We start from the raw sequence: 18,287 nt of genomic DNA, 5'->3' as shown, positions 1-18,287 counted from the left end.
GCCGCCTAATTAGAACGGACGATCGAATTGAAAATTAAACGATTTTTTGCAAAAGATATGCGAACAGCTCTGCTCCAAGTTAAAGAAGAACTTGGCTCAGAAGCGGTGATCATGTCTAACAAAAAGGTCGCAGGTGGTGTGGAAATTGTTGCCGCTATCGATGGTGAATCAAGCCAGTCGACAGCGAGCCCAAGAATCAATAAACCTCAGCAACCGGCGCAAAGTCAGTATACGCAAATGGCAGCGACCGCGGCGTCAACTGGTTCTCGTCAATTAGATGAAGATAAGGTGAACCTGCAATCGAATGCTGAAGGTGGACGTTCAATGACTAAGCGCTTTGCGAATATGCTTAAGCAATACAGTCATGGGGCCGATGATGAGCCACAACACCGAGCAGAAAATGAAGATTCATTGTCTGCGTTGCTGAATCGTCAATCAGGCAGTAGCCATCACGCTAATAGTCATCAAGATTCTAATCGCCATCAAGGTTCTAATAGTAACCAGCCGCCGCGCAGTAATGTAGATTCAGCATTTGCTCGTGAAACGGGTTTATCCAAACTGATTGCTGAAGATCGCAGAGTCGATCGCCCAGCTCCTCGTCTCGACCCTACGCGTTATGATCGTGGCCGTGAAAGTGCTCCATCCAAAGGCTCTGATACTGAAATGGAAACGATGCGCGACGAGATGACTTCAATTCGTCGTTTACTCGAGCATCAAGTATCTGGCCTGATGTGGCAAGAGGTTGAACGCCGAGAGCCTTTAAGAGCCATGTTGATCAAGCGCCTTGAAAGAATGGGCGTTTCAGCAGAACTGGCTGATCAAATGGCGTGCTATATCCCAGAAGACACCAAGCCAGCTCGAGCGTGGAAGGCATTGCTTGCGTTGGTTGCAGACCAAATCTCAGTCACACAAAAAGATATTCTAAAACGTGGCGGTATAGTGGCCTTATTGGGCCCAACTGGAGTGGGTAAAACCACCACCGTTGCTAAGCTAGCGGCACGCGCAGCCATGGAATATGGCGCCGACAACGTCGCATTAGTAACAACTGACACATATCGTATAGGTGCGCACGAGCAGTTATCTATTTATGGTCGAATTATGGGCTGCCCGGTAAGAGTTGCTAAAGATTCTAGCGAATTGGCCGATGTAATATATCAGTTACGTAATCGTCGCCTAATTCTGGTCGATACTGCAGGTATGGGGCAACGAGATGTTCGCCTATCTGAGCAGTTAGACACATTGATGCAAGAGAGTGGTTCCGTTATCAATAGTTACCTTGTGTTGCCCGCAACCGCGCAACGTAAAGTGCTACAAGAAACAATTGAACACTTTAGAAGAATCCCATTGTCGGGATGCATCATGACTAAGCTTGATGAGTCCCTCAGTCTAGGCGAATTCATCAGTGTAGTGATACAAAATGCATTACCAGTTGCTTACATAGCAAATGGTCAACGAGTTCCTGAAGATATCGTCATAGCTCAGCCAAAGTACATGATGGCTAAGGCCAATGAGCTATTAGAGAAATCTACAGAGAATGAACCTCATTACTGGAATAGCGATTCTGAAGGGCTCTAGGCGGCGGATAAATATGAATGAAAATATGATACATGATCAAGCTAGCGGCCTCCGTCGCTTAACTAAGCCTTCACTTACCAAAGTTATCGCTGTAACGGGTGGTAAAGGTGGGGTCGGTAAATCTAATGTGACGTTAGGTATGGCTATTTGCATGGCACGCCAAGGCAAAAAAGTCATGGTGCTGGACGCCGACTTAGGACTCGCTAACGTTGATATTATGTTAGGTATTCGTTCTAAACGAAACCTTGGCCATGTGTTGGCGGGTGAGTGTGAGTTAAAAGATGCGATTGTTGAAGGGCCACACGGAATTAAAATAATTCCAGCGACTTCGGGTACACAAAGCATGACTGAACTTTCACATGCTCAGCACGCGGGTTTGATTCGAGCATTTGGTTCACTTGAAGATGAGATGGATATCTTATTAGTCGACACTGCTGCGGGTATATCGGATATGGTGATCAGCTTCTCAAGAGCGGCGCAGGATGTTGTTGTCGTCGTTTGTGATGAACCTACCTCGATTACTGATGCATATGCCTTGATCAAATTGTTGAGTAGAGAACATCAAGTTCAGCGATTCAAAGTTGTTGCAAATATGGTCAGAAGTTACCGTGAAGGCCGAGAATTATTTGCAAAGTTGACTTTGGTCACAGAGCGCTTCTTGAATGTGAGCCTCGAACTCGTAGCATGTATTCCTTTAGATGATAAAGTACGTCAATCAGTTAAGAGACAGAAAATCGTAGTTGATGCGTTTCCTCGCTCTCCTGCGGCATTGGCTATCAGCTCATTGGCAAGTAAAGCATTGACCTGGCCAATACCAAAAACACCAAGCGGACACTTGGAGTTCTTTGTTGAAAGGCTACTGAACCGTACTGAATTTGTAGAGGAACCATTTGGTGAATAAAGCGCTTACTTACGACCAACATGCTAATCATAATAGCCAGCAGGCTTTTTTTGAGAAGTACTCTGTGTTGGTAAAACGTATCGCTCATCATTTGTTGGGGCGATTACCGCCTAATGTATTGGTTGATGACTTGATTCAAGCTGGCATGATTGGTTTGATTGAAGCACAACAAAATTATGATGGTACCAAAGGCGCAAGTTTTGAGACGTATGCAGGTATTCGAATTCGTGGGGCGATGTTGGATGATATTCGCCGCGGGGATTGGGTGCCGAGATCGGTTCATAGAAATAATCGAGAAATCAGCAGTGCAATTGCGGATTTAGAGGGTACACTCAACCGCGATCCAAGTGATGCCGAAGTAGCAAAACATATGGGGCTCACTTTAGAGCAGTATCATAGTGCTTTAACTGATATTAATTGCTCAAGATTGGTTGGGATCGAAGATTTGGGGGTCTCAGATGATGTAATATCTCCGAATGAAGACTCTCAAGATAACACACCTTTTCAAGGGGTTGCTGATGAGTCATTCCGCCAAGCTTTGATCGATTCAATAAAACAGCTTCCAGAAAGAGAAGGCCTTGTGCTTTCGCTTTATTACGACGAAGAACTCAATTTAAAAGAGATAGGGGAAGTGCTAGGTGTCAGCGAATCTCGCGTCAGCCAAATACTGAGCCAATCTATGCAGCGTTTACGCACTAAGTTAAGTGCTTGGACACAGAACGACTAACAACACTGATTTTATTCAGTGGAGGCTAATTTGAACAAAAACATGAAAATTCTCATTGTTGATGACTTTTCAACGATGCGCCGAATTGTTAAAAACCTACTTCGTGATTTAGGTTTCAACAACACACAAGAAGCAGATGATGGCTTGACCGCGTTACCTATGCTGAAAAAAGGCGAATTTGATTTCGTGGTAACTGACTGGAATATGCCAGGCATGCAAGGTATCGACCTGCTAAAACACATTCGCTCAGATGCAGAACTTAAGCACCTTCCAGTACTTATGATCACAGCAGAAGCGAAGCGTGAGCAGATCATAGAAGCAGCGCAAGCCGGTGTTAATGGTTACATTGTGAAGCCTTTCACTGCTGCAACGCTGAAAGAGAAACTTGATAAGATTTTTGAGCGCTTATAAGCATTGACAATATAACCTGTTTTAGGCGCTTCTAGAGAGGCATTAACTTTTTAGTTTCCCGTTTATCTCTACAGCTGAAGCGTAACAAATATGCGGAGTAAGGCTGAACTCAGGATGATTTCATTAGAACAAGCAAAAAAATTAGTAGATCTGCTTGAAAACGATGAGCAGCAAAGTGCTGATTCTCTTGTCAGAAGCATTTATGAAGATAATTTTAGTCTTCAAGACAATCCAATGCTTCAAGAAATAGGTAGTCTGACACGCGACCTCCATGACTCTTTGACACAATTCAACTTTGACGAGCGCATTAGCGTTATCGCAAATGATGAAATCCCTGACGCTAGGGATCGCCTTCAGTATGTCATTGATAAAACGGAAGTTGCGGCAAATAAAACGATGGACGCTGTCGATCGCTGTATGCCAATTGCAGATAATCTACACGAGTGTTTACTTCAAGTAAGGCCTCAATGGAATGAACTGATGCATGGCCGCATTGAGCTGACACAATTTAAAGCTTTATGTCACCGCATTGATGGATTACTTGTCCAAGTAGAAGGGGACAGTACTGAACTACGTGGACAACTGACTGAAATCTTGATGGCTCAGGATTTCCAAGATTTAACTGGGCAGATTATTAGCAAAGTTATTACCTTGGTAAATGAGGTTGAAGGGCGTTTGGTAGAGATTCTCACCGTATTCGGAGCTAATCAAATAGAGCCAACTCCTGAGTCAGAGAAGAAAGTATCTATTGCGCCTGAAGGTCCAATTATGAACCCAGAAGAGCGAAAAGACGCCGTTGCATCTCAAGATGAAGTCGACGATTTGTTATCCAGTCTTGGATTTTAAAGGTAACGTATGAGCTACGATTTAGACGAAGATATTCTTCAGGACTTTTTAGTCGAAGCAGGAGAGATCCTTGAACTCCTATCAGAACAACTGGTAGAGCTTGAGAATAATCCTGAAGACAAAGACCTATTAAATGCTATTTTCCGTGGTTTCCATACAGTAAAAGGTGGTGCTGGTTTCCTAGCATTGACTGAGCTGGTGGATACTTGTCATGGTGCTGAGAATGTATTCGACATTCTAAGAAACGGCCAACGCAGCGTAACCTCTGGTTTGATGGATACGATGTTGCAGGCTCTAGATACAATAAATGTACAGTTTCGAGCCGTGCAAGATCAGGAGCCTTTAGTGCGAGCTGATCAAGCTTTATTGGATGAGCTTCACCGCCTTTGTAAACCAGAGTCTGCCGATGAAGTTGCACCAATAGAGGCCCCTGCCCCCGTTATTGCTGAATCAGTTGTTGCAGTGCCAGCGGAACCTGAACCGGTTGTCGAAAACTCAAACATCAATGCATCTTCAGTTGATGATATCTCTGAAGATGAGTTTGAACGCCTGCTTGATGAACTTCATGGTAAAGGTGGTTCACCAACTGCGGCTTCTGCATCAACACCGCCGCCAGCACCAGCAGCACCTCAACCTGCTGCTGACAGTAGTGATATTACTGATGACGAATTTGAAAAGTTGTTAGATGAATTGCACGGTGCGGGTAAGAGCCCAACAGCAACAAATTCAACGGCGCCGCCACCGCCAACACCTCATACAACACCAGCACCTGCGTCGGCGATGTCTGAAGGCGATGATCTGATGACCGACGAAGAGTTCGAGAAGTTACTGGATCAGTTACACGGTTCAGGTAATGGACCAACGATTGAAGAGCTGGATGCGGCAACTAAACCGGCAGCAGTGAAGCCCGAACCAGTTGAACCACAAGCTGCACCTACACCGCAGTCTGAAGCTCCAGTTGCTGTTAAAGAAGAGCCTAAACCGAGTGCTCCAGTAAAATCCGAAGTTAAAGCGCAAGCGAAGAAGCAACAAGCTGAAGCAACAGTTCGTGTCGATACATCAACACTTGATACCATTATGAATATGGTAGGTGAGTTAGTATTGGTTCGTAACCGACTTGTCAGTTTAGGGCTAAACAGCAACGACGAAGAAATGTCGAAAGCTGTCTCTAACTTAGATGTCGTTACCGCAGACCTACAAGGCGCGGTAATGAAGACTCGTATGCAGCCGATTAAGAAAGTATTTGGTCGCTTCCCTCGAGTTGTCCGTGACCTTGCTCGTAGCTTGAAGAAAGACATCGTTCTTGAAATGCGTGGTGAAGAAACAGACCTTGATAAAAACTTAGTAGAAGCACTTGCTGATCCCCTGATTCACTTGGTGAGAAACTCTGTTGACCACGGTATTGAAATGCCGGACGACCGTGTTGCTGCAGGTAAGTCTAGAACGGGTAAAGTGATTCTGTCTGCCTCTCAAGAGGGCGATCATATTGAACTGGCTATCGTTGATGATGGTGGCGGTATGGACCCTGACAAGCTTCGTGGTATTGCGGTTAAACGTGGCTTGATGGATGAAGATGCAGCATCTCGTTTATCTAATAAAGAGTGCTTTAATTTGATTTTTGCGCCTGGCTTCTCAAGCAAAGAGCAGATCTCGGATATCTCTGGCCGTGGTGTGGGTATGGACGTCGTTAAAACAGCGATCAACACACTGAATGGCTCAATTGACATCGACTCAGAAATGGGTAAAGGCACCAAGATCACGATCAAGGTTCCATTGACGCTAGCGATTCTACCAACCTTGATGGTCGGTGTAGCAAGTCACCCATTTGCATTGCCATTAGCTTCTGTAAACGAGATCTTCCACTTAGATTTAAGCCGTACAAATGTGGTTGATGGTCAACTGACTATTATCGTTCGTGATAAGTCTATTCCGTTGTTCTATTTACAAAATTGGCTTACACCTAAAGCGGGAATTGTTGAACAGCGTAATGGCCATGGCCATGTTGTGATTGTGCAGCTTGGCAGTCAACGTGTTGGTTTTGTTGTCGATACGCTTATCGGTCAAGAAGAAGTTGTTATTAAGCCACTTGATAAACTACTGCAGGGCACGCCAGGAATGGCGGGCGCAACAATTACAAGTGACGGACACATTGCATTGATTTTAGATGTGCCTGACTTGTTGAAGCAGTACGCAGCTGCGTCAAGAATTTAATTTAAGGATAAATATGGCGATTAAAGTATTAGTCGTTGATGATTCGAGCTTTTTTCGTCGTCGTGTTAGCGAAATCATTAACTCAGAGGCTCGTCTCGAAGTCATCGATGTAGCGGTAAATGGTAAAGAAGCGGTTGAGAAAACCAAGCAACTGAAGCCTGACGTGATCACGATGGACATTGAGATGCCTGTCATGGATGGTATTACAGCCGTTCGTGAGATTATGGCAGCTTCACCAACGCCAATTTTAATGTTCTCATCATTAACGCATGACGGTGCAAGAGCCACATTAGATGCTTTAGATGCCGGAGCGCTCGACTTCCTACCTAAGAAGTTCGAAGATATTGCGCGTAATCGTGATGATGCTGTAGCTTTGCTTCAGCAACGTGTGATTCAAATTGCCGCTAAGCGTGCATTCATGCGCCGTGTACCTGTTGCTCCTCGAACAACAGCAACGGCGTCGGCACCTTCATTACTGCGTCAAACAACTTCAACAGCCAAGCCTGCTGTTGTATCGACAGCAAAATTTAGAGCTTCGGGTAAGAAATACCAGTTAACTGCAATTGGTACTTCGACTGGCGGCCCTGTTGCACTACAGAAGATTTTGACTCGCATTCCTGCTCATTATCCACATCCGATCGTGTTAGTTCAGCACATGCCAGCAACCTTTACCGCTGCATTTGCAAGCCGACTGAATACCTTGTGTAAGATTGAAGTTCGTGAAGCGCAAGATGGAGATGTGTTGAAACCAGGAGTGGCTTACCTTGCTCCCGGCGGTAAACAGATGATGGTTGATGGTCGTGCAGGATCTGCTCGTTTGAGAATTATCGATGGCGGCGATCGAATGAACTACAAGCCTTGTGTGGATGTCACATTCGGCTCTGCTGCGAAGATTTACGGTGACAAAGTCTTGTCTATGATACTGACCGGTATGGGGGCTGATGGTCGAGAAGGTTCGCGTATGCTAAAAACAGCGGGCTCGACGATTTGGGCGCAAGATGAAGATAGTTGTGTCGTATATGGTATGCCTCAAGCTGTAGCAAAAGCTGGCATTTCTACTGAAGACCTGCCTCTAGACCGTATCGCGGAAAGAATCTTGGTTGAAGTTGGGTTAGCTTAGGTAAATCGAAATGATTGTTTGGAGTGTTGCAAACCAAAAAGGTGGTGTTGGTAAAACAACCACGACAGTGACCTTGGCAGGCTTACTTGCCTTAAAGGGGAACCGTGTGTTGTTGGTTGATACTGACCCACATGCATCACTAACCACCTATCTGGGTTATGACTCAGATACGGTGGAATCGAGCTTGTTTGATCTGTTTCAGCTGCGTGAGTTTACCACGCAGACGGTAAAACCTTTGATCTTACAAACAGAGGTCGAAAGTATCGATATTATCCCTGCACATATGTCACTGGCGACACTAGACCGTGTGATGGGTAATCGAAGCGGCATGGGTTTAATTTTAAAGCGTGCCTTAGCGGCGTTGAAAGATGACTATGACTACGTGCTGATCGACTGTCCGCCAATTCTTGGTGTGATGATGGTGAACGCATTGGCGGCCAGCGACCGTATTTTGATTCCGGTACAGACTGAGTTTTTGGCGATGAAAGGTTTAGAGCGCATGATCCGCACTTTGACTATCATGCAGAAGTCTCGTAAAACCCCGTTTAAGGTGACAATTGTCCCGACGATGTACGACAAGCGAACTAAGGCTTCATTGCAAACATTAACGCAACTCAAAGATGACTATCCGAACCAAGTTTGGACGTCAGCTGTGCCGATTGATACTAAATTTCGAGATGCAAGCCTAAAGCGCTTACCAGCATCTCATTTTGCATCGGGTAGTCGTGGTGTATTTGCTTACAAACAGCTGCTTATTTATCTCGAGAGGTTGGCGATAAATGAGCGCGAATAAAGAATTAACAATGGCGCCAACAAGTCTATCGAGTGAACAAGCGCTGGACGACTATTTTACTGCGCTATTAGGTGATGAGAGTTTTGAATCTGATGATTTTTTTGTTGACGAATCTAGCGACGAATCACAATCTGAAGAGCCAGAGCCAGAGCCAGAGCCAGAGCCAGAGCCAGAGCCAGAGCCAGAGCCAGAGCCAGAGCCAGAGCCAGAGCCAGAGCCAGAGCCAGAGCGCCAATTGGCGAGTCATCATTCAAGCTACGCGGAAATTCGCGCGGCTGAGTTTGAGGTTCCGAATCTTGAGGATGTTCAAAAACTCCTGAGTCGTTTAGAGGCAACTAATGTAGTAGAAGATCTGAATCTAGATGAATTGATGGATCAAAATACTCAGAAAATCGCCCAGCAAGAAGACATGCAGGTGTTTGACGTCGCGGTGGCATCTGCTCAATTGTTTGAAGAGCCAGAAATTCAAGATTGGAATCTTCCAGAACCTGAATTATCCATTGCTGTCGAACCTCAAGTTGTATCACAGCAAATTGAACAGCAACAAGTTGAAGCTGAACAACCAGAAATTAAGTCTGAAGAGACTGAGCTTGAATATCCTAAAATTGAGACGGCTGTTGAACTTGAAACTCAAGCCGGAGGTATTGACAAGTTTACCTCGTGGGAAAGCACGGCTCGAACGGAAGATTTTCAAGCCTTGTATTTTGAAGTTAATGGTGTGACCTTCGCCGTGCCGCTTGATGAGCTAGGTGGTATCCATCGCCTTGAAGAGTTAAGTCACATTATTGGTAAGCCTGCCTGGTATCTGGGGTTGCAAACCAACCGTGAAAATCAGCTAGATGTGGTCGATACCGCAAAATGGGTGATGTCTGAGAAACTATCGGGTGACGAATATAAAGAAAACTATCAATATATAGTGATGCTTGGAGATAGCTTATGGGGGCTTGCGAGTACCGAGCTTAAAGGCACAGAGCTGTTGAACGCAGATAAAGTACGTTGGCGAGAAATGGCAGGAAAACGCCCATGGCTCGCCGGTATGGTTAAAGAAAAAATGTGTGCTTTGATCCATGTCGAAGCATTAGTCGCCATGTTAAACGCAGGGCTAGATGTAAAAGCATTGAGCTAGTACTACGATTGGTACAATAAACGCATCAAGTTAATAATAGTGGTCGGTAACGACGACAAGAGGATTATCTATGTCTCATATGAGTGAAGTTGAAGTAAGAAAAGATCCAACCAATGATGAAGTACTTCAATGGGTGACATTCCAGCTGGAAGAAGAAACTTACGGCATTAATGTAATGCAGGTTCGTGAAGTACTACGTTATAGCGAAATTGCCCCAGTACCAGGTGCTCCAGACTATGTTTTAGGTATTATCAACCTACGTGGCAATGTTGTTACCGTGATCGACACTCGTTCTCGCTTTGGTTTGATGCAAGGTGAAATCACAGATAACACTCGTATTATCGTTATTGAATCTGAGCGTCAAGTGATCGGTATTCTAGTGGATAGCGTTGCTGAAGTGGTTTACTTACGTTCTTCTGAGATCGATACGACACCAAGTGTTGGTACCGATGAAAGTGCTAAGTTTATCCAAGGTGTAAGCAACCGTGATGGCAAGCTGCTTATCTTAGTAGATCTGAATAAGCTACTAAGCGAAGATGAATGGGATGAGATGGCTCACCTGTAATGTTTGAAGCGCTTTCTTTAACCCCTGTTGCTCTTTTTTCTGGAGTTGGGGTTTTTACGTTATTTGTCGTGCTTTTGATTAGCAAAGTAAAACGTGCGATTCAAAAACAACTCGAGCAGTCACGTCTGCAAGTTCGTAACTTGGACAAGGAGCTTCAAAAATCGAGTAAGCAGTTACTTGAAGTTCGCTCTGTTGTGGTTGGCTTGGGCCAGAAAGTGACAGAACAGCAAGACCTGATAAAGCACTTGAATGAACGTATTGTTGAGTTGGAGCATGCGGACAACGATGGACGTTTGTACACACGTGCAACGAAAATGGTTCAGCTTGGCGCTGGGATCAACGAACTGATTGAAGAGTGCGAATTACCAAAAGCTGAAGCTGAGCTGATGATGTCTCTGCAAAATAAGCTTGCAGGTAAAGAAAAAATTCCTTCTTTAAGAAGCGATCCTACATCGTTTGATGAAAAACCAGCAGACTCTCGTGATCGTAGAGATAGCCCCCGACGTCGTTAAATTGAGCGCTCATTGTGTGTTTAACACTTGATGTTTACCACGCACTCCTTTTAAAAAGAAGCTTCGGCTTCTTTTTTTACACCTAGCATTTATTTATAGAACGATGTTTATAAGTACTTGTATCTAAGAGGGTATCCGTCTGGTAAATAAAAATGTGTAAATTGTGATGCAGCGGTAACAGTTTCTTACGGAGTTTGTTCTATCGAAAACGCCTAGTCCTATTTTGTCACCATATTGGTGTGCTACTATAGCTCTCTCTTTACTCGACTAAATTTACCTATGCTAGAAGTCTCAAATTTAACTGCTATTCGTGACGACAGGGTTCTGTTTGAATCGTTGTCTTTTCAATTGAAACCAGGTGAACTGGTTCAAGTTGAAGGTCGTAACGGTACCGGGAAAACGACGCTCCTTAGAATTATTACTGGCTTAGGTGACCGCGATGAAGGCACCATCTCTTGGGATGGTGAGTCTATCGAAACGAGTCGAGATACTTACCACCAAAATTTGCTTTTTCTTGGACACCAAACGGGCGTGAAGCGTGAGCTTAGTGCCTATGAGAACCTTAGTTTTTATCAAACGATTCACAGCGGTGGAACGAATAAGGAAGAGCTTTACCATGCGCTGACTCAAGTTGGCCTTGCTGGTCGAGAAGATGTACCTGCAGGGCAACTGTCGGCTGGTCAACAGCGCCGCGTTGCATTGGCTCGTCTTTGGTTGAGTAAGCAAATGTTGTGGATTCTCGATGAACCTCTAACTGCTATTGATAAGCAGGGCGTAAAAGTTCTGGAATCTCTATTTTCTCAGCATGCAGACAACGGTGGCATTGTGCTGTTAACCACACACCAAGATATGTTTGCTGATAGCCCGAAACTAAGAAAAATAAAGTTGGGTGAATAATATGATCTCTTCGATGACCACGATTATCCGACGTGAGCTGCTTATCGCATTCCGACGTCAAGCGGATATCTTCAACCCTCTGTGGTTCTTCATCATTGTTATTACTCTTTTCCCTTTGAGTATTGGTCCTGAGCCAAACCTACTTGCACGTATCGCGGCGGGGATTGTTTGGGTAGCCGCTTTACTCTCTGCATTGCTCTCTTTAGAGCGCCTTTTCCGGGATGATTTTCAAGATGGCGCCCTTGAGCAGATGATGCTGATGCCCATCCCGTTGCAGTTGGTAGTATTGTCCAAGGTCATAGCACACTGGTTATTGACCGGGTTACCATTAATTTTGATCAGTCCGTTATTGGCAGTGCTGCTGTCTTTGGATTTCGATACTTGGTTGTCGGTTGTTTTAACGTTATTGGTTGGTACTCCTGCATTGAGTTTTATTGGTGCTATTGGGGTCGCTTTAACGGTAGGGCTTCAAAAGGGTGGCGTACTTTTAAGTCTGCTTATTTTGCCGTTGTATATCCCAATTCTAATTTTTGCTACATCAGCGATTGATGCGGCAGCGCTGGGCGTTGCGTATAACGGGCAGTTAGCAGTACTAGGGGCAATGCTAATGGGAGCAATGACGCTTACTCCTTTTGCTATTAGTGCCGCACTGAGAGTAAGTGTTAACTAAAGACCACTGCCACTTTGTATATTCAAGGTGAACTATTTCAAACTTTCAAACTCAGAGAGTCACTGGAAGAAGCTCCAAACCTAATAAATTATAATAATTATAGCTGTGATAGCTGTAAGCAATATGAAGTAAGAGTGAGATTACAACATGTGGAAATGGCTCCATCCCTATGCCAAAGCAGAAACCTCATATCAGCTTGCTGGTAAACTTCTGCCATGGTTCTCTATCCTAGCGTTATTGTGTCTATCCGCCGGTACCGTGTGGGGGCTAGCTTTTGCGCCTTCCGACTACCAACAAGGTGATAGCTTCCGGATTATTTACATCCATGTTCCGTCAGCAATTTGGTCTATGGGCGTTTATATGTCTATGGCAATTGCGGCCTTTATTGGCTTGGTATGGCAAGTAAGGTTATCTGACATGGCGGCGTTGGCAATGGCACCTATTGGTGCTGTGTTTACTTTTATCGCTCTTTTGACTGGTGCGGTTTGGGGGAAACCAATGTGGGGTGCTTGGTGGGTTTGGGACGCACGTTTAACCTCGGAGCTTATTTTACTGTTCCTATATTTAGGTGTGATTGCATTGCACCACGCTTTTGATGATCAGAAAACAGCGGCAAAAGCGGCGGGTATTCTGGCTATCGTAGGTGTGATTAACCTACCGATTATTCACTTCTCTGTTGAATGGTGGAATACACTTCACCAAGGTGCCACGATCACCAAGTTCGACAAGCCTTCTATTTCAAGTGACATGCTATGGCCGCTTCTTCTTAACACTTTCGGCTTCGCCTTTTTCTTTGGTGCTGTGACCATGATTCGTTTCCGAAACGAAATTATCAGCAAAGAAAGTCACCGTCCATGGGTTCGCAAGCTTGCGGCCGACAAAGCGTAGTAGGGTAGGTAATTATGTATTTTGAATCTTTGAGTGATTTCCTTGCCATGGGGGGCTACGCCTCATATGTATGGAGTGCATTTGGAATCACATTCCTCGCGATGACCATTTTACTCGTAACAAGTATTCGTCGTGGTAAGCAATTACTAAATGAAGTACAAGCTAAGATTGACCGTCAAGCTCGTATCGATGCAGCAAAAAATATGGAGAACACTCTATGAACCCTAGACGCAAAAAGAGGCTGGGCATTGTTTTAGCGATCTTTTTTGGTATCAGTGCGACTGTTGGATTGATGGTTTACGCACTCAACCAGAACATGGATCTGTTCTACACACCAACTGAGCTGGTTAACGGCAAAGACGGAAAAAAACCTGAAGTTGGTCAACGCCTACGTATTGGAGGCATGGTGGTAGTCGGCTCTGTAAGCCGTGATAATGAATCATTACGTGTAAGCTTCGATTTAGCTGATGTAGGCCCTAAAGTAACAATTCTATACGATGGTATCCTTCCTGATCTTTTTAGAGAAGGTCAAGGGATTGTTGCTCAGGGTGTTTTAAAAGATGCTACGACTATTGAAGCGTTCGAGGTGTTGGCAAAGCACGATGAAGAGTATATGCCTTCAGAGGTTGCTGAAGCCATGAAGAAAACCCATGAGCCTTTGCAATACACAACTGAACAAAAAGAAGGAAGTGTTCAATGATAGCCGAAATCGGCCATTTTGCCATGATCCTGTCCTTGGGGTTGGCATTGCTATTGAGTGTGCTCCCACTGTACGGAGCCTCTCGAAATAACACGTTATTGATGAATAGTGCCCGACCTTTGTCGTGGGGCATGTTCGGATTCCTAGCGATTTCATTCGTTATTTTGTGCTACGCGTTCTATACCAATGATTTTACGATTCAATACGTAGCAAGTAACTCGAATAGCCAACTGCCTTGGTATTACCGAATTACTGCGGTTTGGGGCGCTCATGAAGGCTCATTACTGCTTTGGGTGCTTATCCAAGCGGGTTGGACGGTTGCAGTAGCGACGTTTAGCCGTGGTATGCCTCAAGAATCAGTGGCTCGCGTACTGGCTATCATGGGTTTGATTACTGTCGGCTTCTTGCTGTTCATTATCGTAACGTCTAACCCGTTCCTACGTACATTGCCTTTCTTCCCTGTTGATGGCCGTGACTTGAACCCTCTATTGCAAGACCCGGGCTTGATCATTCACCCGCCAATGCTTTACATGGGTTATGTAGGTTTCTCTGTTGCGTTCTCTTTCGCTATTGCTTCTTTAATGAGTGGTCGTCTTGATACGGCGTGGGCTCGTTGGTCGCGTCCTTGGACTATCGCCGCTTGGTTGTTCCTAACGGTAGGTATCGCACTGGGTTCATGGTGGGCTTACTACGAACTTGGCTGGGGTGGCTGGTGGTTCTGGGATCCAGTAGAAAACGCTTCATTCATGCCTTGGTTGGCTGGTACTGCATTGATGCACTCACTAGCGGTAACCGAAAAGCGTGGCACATTTAAAGCTTGGACAGTATTGCTGGCTATCTCTGCATTTTCGCTAAGCTTACTAGGTACGTTCCTAGTTCGTTCGGGCATCTTGGTATCGGTTCACGCGTTTGCGTCGGATCCTGCTCGCGGTATGTTTATTCTTGGCTTCCTAGTCTTTGTTATCGGTGGTTCACTGCTGTTATTCGCAGTTAAAGGCGCATCGGTTCGTGTTCGCGGTAACTTCGATCTGGTTTCTCGTGAAAACGCACTGCTTGGCAACAACATCTTATTGATCGCGGCACTAGTGGTTGTGTTAGTCGGTACGCTATTACCATTAGTTCACAAACAGCTAGGTCTGGGCTCGGTGTCTATCGGTGCTCCATTCTTTGATATGTTGTTCTTCTGGTTAATGATTCCGTTCTCGTTCTTGCTTGGTATCGGTCCTCTGATTCGCTGGAAACGCGACAATCTATCCAAGCTAGTTAAACCAATGTTGCTTTCAGGTGCATTCTCACTTGGTTTGAGTGCACTAATGGTAGCTCTGTTGGCTGACCGCTTTAGTGGTACTGCGTTTGCTGGTTGGGTAATGGCATTTTGGATCATCTTCATGCACGGCTTTGAACTGCATGAGCGTGCAACTCACCGTCATACATTCCTGAAAGGTTTGACTAAGCTACCTCGTAGCCACTGGGCGATGATGTGTGGTCACATTGGTCTAGCTGTGACAGTGATTGGTATTGCAATGGTGCAAAACTACAGCATCGAACGCGATGTTCGTCTGGCACCCGGCGAAAGCTATCAACTTGAAGAGTATAGCTTCCTGTTTACCGGCGTTCGTGACAAAGATGGTCCAAACTACGATGGTTACATTGCTGACTTTGAAATCACTAAAGAAGGCAAATACATCAACACGCTTCATGCGGAAAAACGTTTTTACACCACAGCTAAGTCTATGATGACAGAAGCGGCGATCGACCGTGGCGTAACACGCGACCTATACATCGCAATGGGTGAGCGTTTAGACGACAACAAATCTTGGGCAGTTCGCATCTACTACAAACCGTTTGTACGTTGGATCTGGGCGGGTTCTTTGATTATGTCGATTGGTGGTGTTATCGCTATTAGTGATCGTCGTTACCGTTTCCGTAAGCCAACCAAAAAGTCGGCTCAAGAGCAGGAGGCCTAATTCGAATGAACAAGAAGATTTTATTCATTCCATTGATTGCGTTCATGGTTCTAGCTGGAGTCTTTGCAACGCAATTAATGCGCAACCAGTCGGGCGATGATCCGACTAAACTGGAATCCGTATTGATTGGCAAAACGGTTCCTGAGTTTCGTCTAGAAGACTTAGAGCAACCGGGCAAACTTCACGACCAAGCTATCTTTAAAGGTGAGCCGCTACTTCTTAATGTGTGGGCGACTTGGTGTCCTACTTGTTATGCAGAGCACTCTTACCTGAACAAGCTCGCTGATCAAGGCGTTAAGATTATTGGTTTGAACTACAAAGATGATCGTAACAAGGCTGTCGGTTGGTTAAACGAGCTAGGCAACCCGTACTTAATCAGTCTGTTTGATGGTAACGGTATGCTAGGTCTAGACCTAGGTGTGTATGGCGCGCCTGAGACCTTCCTGATGGATGCTAACGGCGTGGTTCGTTACCGCCATGTTGGTGATGTGAATCCAACCAACTGGGCGTCGACGCTTGAGCCGATGTATCAAGATTTGTTGGAGGAAGCGAAATGATTAAAAAGACACTGATTGCTCTATTCGCTACGTTTGCAATTTCGGCAACGGCTTTTGCTGCACCTATCGAGTTCCATGAATTTGATAACGTTGACCAAGAGCAGCAGTTCAAAGAGCTGAGCAACACGCTTCGTTGTCCTAAATGCCAGAACAACACCATTGGTGATTCGAACGCTGAACTGGCGGTCGATCTACGCCAAAAAGTGTACGAGATGACAAAAGATGGTAAGTCGAAGCAAGACATCATTGATTACATGATTGCTCGCTATGGTAACTTTGTTACTTACAATCCACCGCTGACACTCGCAACTTCAATCCTTTGGGTTGGTCCGTTTGCAGTGGTTGTTATTGGATTTGGTTTGATCATTTTACGCAGCAGAAAGTCAAAATCGAAAGCGGCAGTAGAGTCAGATAAAGACTGGGATGCAGACAAAGAAGCACGTTTAAAAGCGTTACTCGACGAAGAGAACGACGGAGATAAACAGTAATGACTCTATTTTGGATTTCTACCATTATCCTTTCGCTAGCGGCAATTTTCTTAATTGTTCTGCCCTTCATTAACAAGAAGGCGAACAACGACGAAATGCTTCGCGACGAGTTGAACAAAGCATTCTATAAAGACCGCCTCGTTGAGTTAGAAGTAGAAGCAGAAGAAGGCCTTGTTGATAACCAGCAAGAATTGATCGCTGATTTGAAACAGTCGCTGCTTGATGATGTTCCTGCACAAGAAGAGATGAAGAAGACTCAAATCTCAACGCTTGGTGTTGTTGTGCCGTCGATCATTCTGGTTGTAGTGGTAACGTATGGTATGTACTTTAAGTTTGGTGCGCTAGACAAAGTTCAACACTGGCAAGAAGTGAGTTCGAACCTTCCTGAGTTGTCTAAAAAGCTAATGTCATCGGAAGGTGGTGCGCTAACGGATGATGAACTCGAAGATTTGACGTTAGCGCTTCGTACTCGTCTGCACTATCAACCTAAAGACTCAACGGGTTGGTTGCTTCTTGGTCGCATTGCACTGGCTAATCGCGATGCTGAAACAGCAAAAAATTCTATGGAACGAGCGTACAAGCTTGAGCCTAAGAATGAAGATGTTCAGTTAGGTTTTGCACAAGCACTGATGCTTTCGCCTGATGAAGCCGATCAAAACCAAGCTCGCTTGATTTTGAGCCGTTTGATTCAAAACGATTACGTGGACCTGCGTGTGTTTTCATTGCTGGCGTTCGATGCGTTTGAGCGTCAAGATTACCCAGGTGCTGTGAAGTACTGGAGTATCATGCAGCAGATGATTGGTCCGCAAGACAGTCGCTACGAAATGTTGTCACGCAGTATTGAAAGTGCTCAGAAGAAAATGGGCAATGCCATGGGCGTTGACCAAGGTAAGAGTGTTGCCGTAACGCTTGATATATCTGGTGATGTGAATGCTGATCCGAATTCAGTGTTGGTAGTATCAATACACAGAGCGGATGGCTCGCCAATGCCTGTTGCTGCGGCTCGTTACCCATTGGGGACTTTCCCTCGTACTGTTGTGCTTGATGATGGTAACAGCATGTTGGAAGGCCAAAAGTTGTCTAGCCTTGAAACTCTGATGGTTAGAGCTAGGCTTGATACCGATGGTAATGTTTCAACTCGCGATGGTGATTGGTACGGTGAGAGTGAAGTGGTTGAACTGGGTGCTCCAGTGACCATTGATATCAACAAGCAATATTAATCATCACTTTGCATAGGTGTTAGCTATTCCGATTTGTTGATAAACGGTATAGACTTACGCAAACAATTGAGGCCAGCGATTGCTGGCCTTTTTATTATTATATGAATTCCTTA

The 18,287-nt window shown here is 45.1% G+C and carries 20 protein-coding genes; all 20 read left to right on the top strand.

Translation table 11 applies throughout. The annotated features are described in order from the left end of the window. Nucleotides 1-27: 27 nt before the first annotated feature. The 20 genes from flhF (at nucleotide 28) to ccmI (ending at nucleotide 18,174) form a co-directional block, all read left to right on the top strand. Nucleotides 28-1,575 carry a flagellar biosynthesis GTPase FlhF gene (gene flhF / locus OCU50_RS10075; RefSeq protein WP_060468211.1) on the top strand — a complete coding sequence of 516 codons (1,548 nt, stop codon included), beginning with the start codon at nucleotides 28-30 and terminating at the stop codon, nucleotides 1,573-1,575. 13 nt (nucleotides 1,576-1,588) lie between these two features. Then, the gene (locus tag OCU50_RS10070) at nucleotides 1,589-2,476 is read left to right on the top strand and encodes a MinD/ParA family protein (RefSeq protein WP_060468210.1); all 888 of its coding nucleotides are present in this window, start codon (nucleotides 1,589-1,591) and stop codon (nucleotides 2,474-2,476) included. Next, the gene (locus tag OCU50_RS10065; RefSeq protein ID WP_017056889.1) at nucleotides 2,469-3,203 is read left to right on the top strand and encodes an RNA polymerase sigma factor FliA; all 735 of its coding nucleotides are present in this window, start codon (nucleotides 2,469-2,471) and stop codon (nucleotides 3,201-3,203) included. Before OCU50_RS10070 ends, OCU50_RS10065 begins: the two co-directional genes overlap by 8 nt. A gap of 42 nt (nucleotides 3,204-3,245) precedes the next feature. Further along, nucleotides 3,246-3,614 (top strand): chemotaxis response regulator CheY, encoded by a 369-nt coding sequence (gene cheY / locus OCU50_RS10060; protein ID WP_060468209.1) that lies wholly within the window; start codon nucleotides 3,246-3,248, stop codon nucleotides 3,612-3,614. A 114-nt stretch (nucleotides 3,615-3,728) separates the two neighbouring features. Then, nucleotides 3,729-4,460 carry a protein phosphatase CheZ gene (locus OCU50_RS10055; RefSeq protein ID WP_060468208.1) on the top strand — a complete coding sequence of 244 codons (732 nt, stop codon included), beginning with the start codon at nucleotides 3,729-3,731 and terminating at the stop codon, nucleotides 4,458-4,460. A gap of 9 nt (nucleotides 4,461-4,469) precedes the next feature. Then, nucleotides 4,470-6,671, top strand: a complete 2,202-nt coding sequence (locus OCU50_RS10050; RefSeq protein ID WP_060468207.1) for a chemotaxis protein CheA — start codon at nucleotides 4,470-4,472, stop codon at nucleotides 6,669-6,671. Nucleotides 6,672-6,684: 13 nt separating this feature from the next. Continuing rightward, complete coding sequence (locus OCU50_RS10045) at nucleotides 6,685-7,791, top strand: protein-glutamate methylesterase/protein-glutamine glutaminase (RefSeq protein ID WP_060468206.1); 1,107 nt, start codon at nucleotides 6,685-6,687, stop codon at nucleotides 7,789-7,791. A gap of 10 nt (nucleotides 7,792-7,801) precedes the next feature. After that, nucleotides 7,802-8,584 (top strand): ParA family protein, encoded by a 783-nt coding sequence (locus OCU50_RS10040; protein ID WP_060468205.1) that lies wholly within the window; start codon nucleotides 7,802-7,804, stop codon nucleotides 8,582-8,584. Continuing rightward, a complete protein-coding gene (locus OCU50_RS10035; RefSeq protein ID WP_065311185.1) occupies nucleotides 8,571-9,710 on the top strand; it encodes a chemotaxis protein CheW in 1,140 nt (379 codons plus the stop codon). Before OCU50_RS10040 ends, OCU50_RS10035 begins: the two co-directional genes overlap by 14 nt. 70 nt (nucleotides 9,711-9,780) lie before the next feature. Then, a complete protein-coding gene (locus tag OCU50_RS10030; RefSeq protein ID WP_017056895.1) occupies nucleotides 9,781-10,275 on the top strand; it encodes a chemotaxis protein CheW in 495 nt (164 codons plus the stop codon). Next, nucleotides 10,275-10,787 (top strand): DUF2802 domain-containing protein, encoded by a 513-nt coding sequence (locus tag OCU50_RS10025; protein ID WP_060468202.1) that lies wholly within the window; start codon nucleotides 10,275-10,277, stop codon nucleotides 10,785-10,787. Before OCU50_RS10030 ends, OCU50_RS10025 begins: the two co-directional genes overlap by 1 nt. Nucleotides 10,788-11,066: 279 nt before the next feature. Beyond that, entirely contained in the window at nucleotides 11,067-11,684 is a 618-nt protein-coding gene (ccmA, locus tag OCU50_RS10020) for a cytochrome c biogenesis heme-transporting ATPase CcmA (RefSeq protein WP_060468201.1), read from the top strand. 1 nt (nucleotide 11,685) lies between these two features. After that, entirely contained in the window at nucleotides 11,686-12,354 is a 669-nt protein-coding gene (gene ccmB, locus OCU50_RS10015; RefSeq protein WP_004736228.1) for a heme exporter protein CcmB, read from the top strand. Nucleotides 12,355-12,501: 147 nt separating this feature from the next. After that, nucleotides 12,502-13,242, top strand: a complete 741-nt coding sequence (locus OCU50_RS10010; protein ID WP_060468200.1) for a heme ABC transporter permease — start codon at nucleotides 12,502-12,504, stop codon at nucleotides 13,240-13,242. Nucleotides 13,243-13,256: 14 nt separating this feature from the next. Beyond that, nucleotides 13,257-13,463, top strand: coding sequence for a heme exporter protein CcmD (gene ccmD, locus OCU50_RS10005; protein WP_017056900.1), 207 nt, complete (start codon nucleotides 13,257-13,259; stop codon nucleotides 13,461-13,463). Further along, entirely contained in the window at nucleotides 13,460-13,942 is a 483-nt protein-coding gene (gene ccmE, locus OCU50_RS10000; protein ID WP_017056901.1) for a cytochrome c maturation protein CcmE, read from the top strand. Before ccmD ends, ccmE begins: the two co-directional genes overlap by 4 nt. Next, a complete protein-coding gene (locus OCU50_RS09995; RefSeq protein WP_060468199.1) occupies nucleotides 13,939-15,909 on the top strand; it encodes a heme lyase CcmF/NrfE family subunit in 1,971 nt (656 codons plus the stop codon). Before ccmE ends, OCU50_RS09995 begins: the two co-directional genes overlap by 4 nt. A gap of 5 nt (nucleotides 15,910-15,914) precedes the next feature. Beyond that, complete coding sequence (locus OCU50_RS09990; protein ID WP_060468198.1) at nucleotides 15,915-16,466, top strand: DsbE family thiol:disulfide interchange protein; 552 nt, start codon at nucleotides 15,915-15,917, stop codon at nucleotides 16,464-16,466. After that, nucleotides 16,463-16,954, top strand: a complete 492-nt coding sequence (locus OCU50_RS09985) for a cytochrome c-type biogenesis protein (RefSeq protein ID WP_060468197.1) — start codon at nucleotides 16,463-16,465, stop codon at nucleotides 16,952-16,954. Before OCU50_RS09990 ends, OCU50_RS09985 begins: the two co-directional genes overlap by 4 nt. Then, nucleotides 16,954-18,174, top strand: a complete 1,221-nt coding sequence (ccmI, locus tag OCU50_RS09980) for a c-type cytochrome biogenesis protein CcmI (protein ID WP_060468196.1) — start codon at nucleotides 16,954-16,956, stop codon at nucleotides 18,172-18,174. The genes OCU50_RS09985 and ccmI overlap by 1 nt, the downstream gene beginning before the upstream one ends. Nucleotides 18,175-18,287: the final 113 nt, after the last annotated feature.

Origin of the sequence: Vibrio toranzoniae (genome assembly GCF_024347655.1) — a bacterium.
Lineage (GTDB): Bacteria > Pseudomonadota > Gammaproteobacteria > Enterobacterales > Vibrionaceae > Vibrio > Vibrio toranzoniae.
Note: the sequence above shows the minus strand (reverse complement) of the source record. Positions and strands in the feature narration are given on the sequence as shown.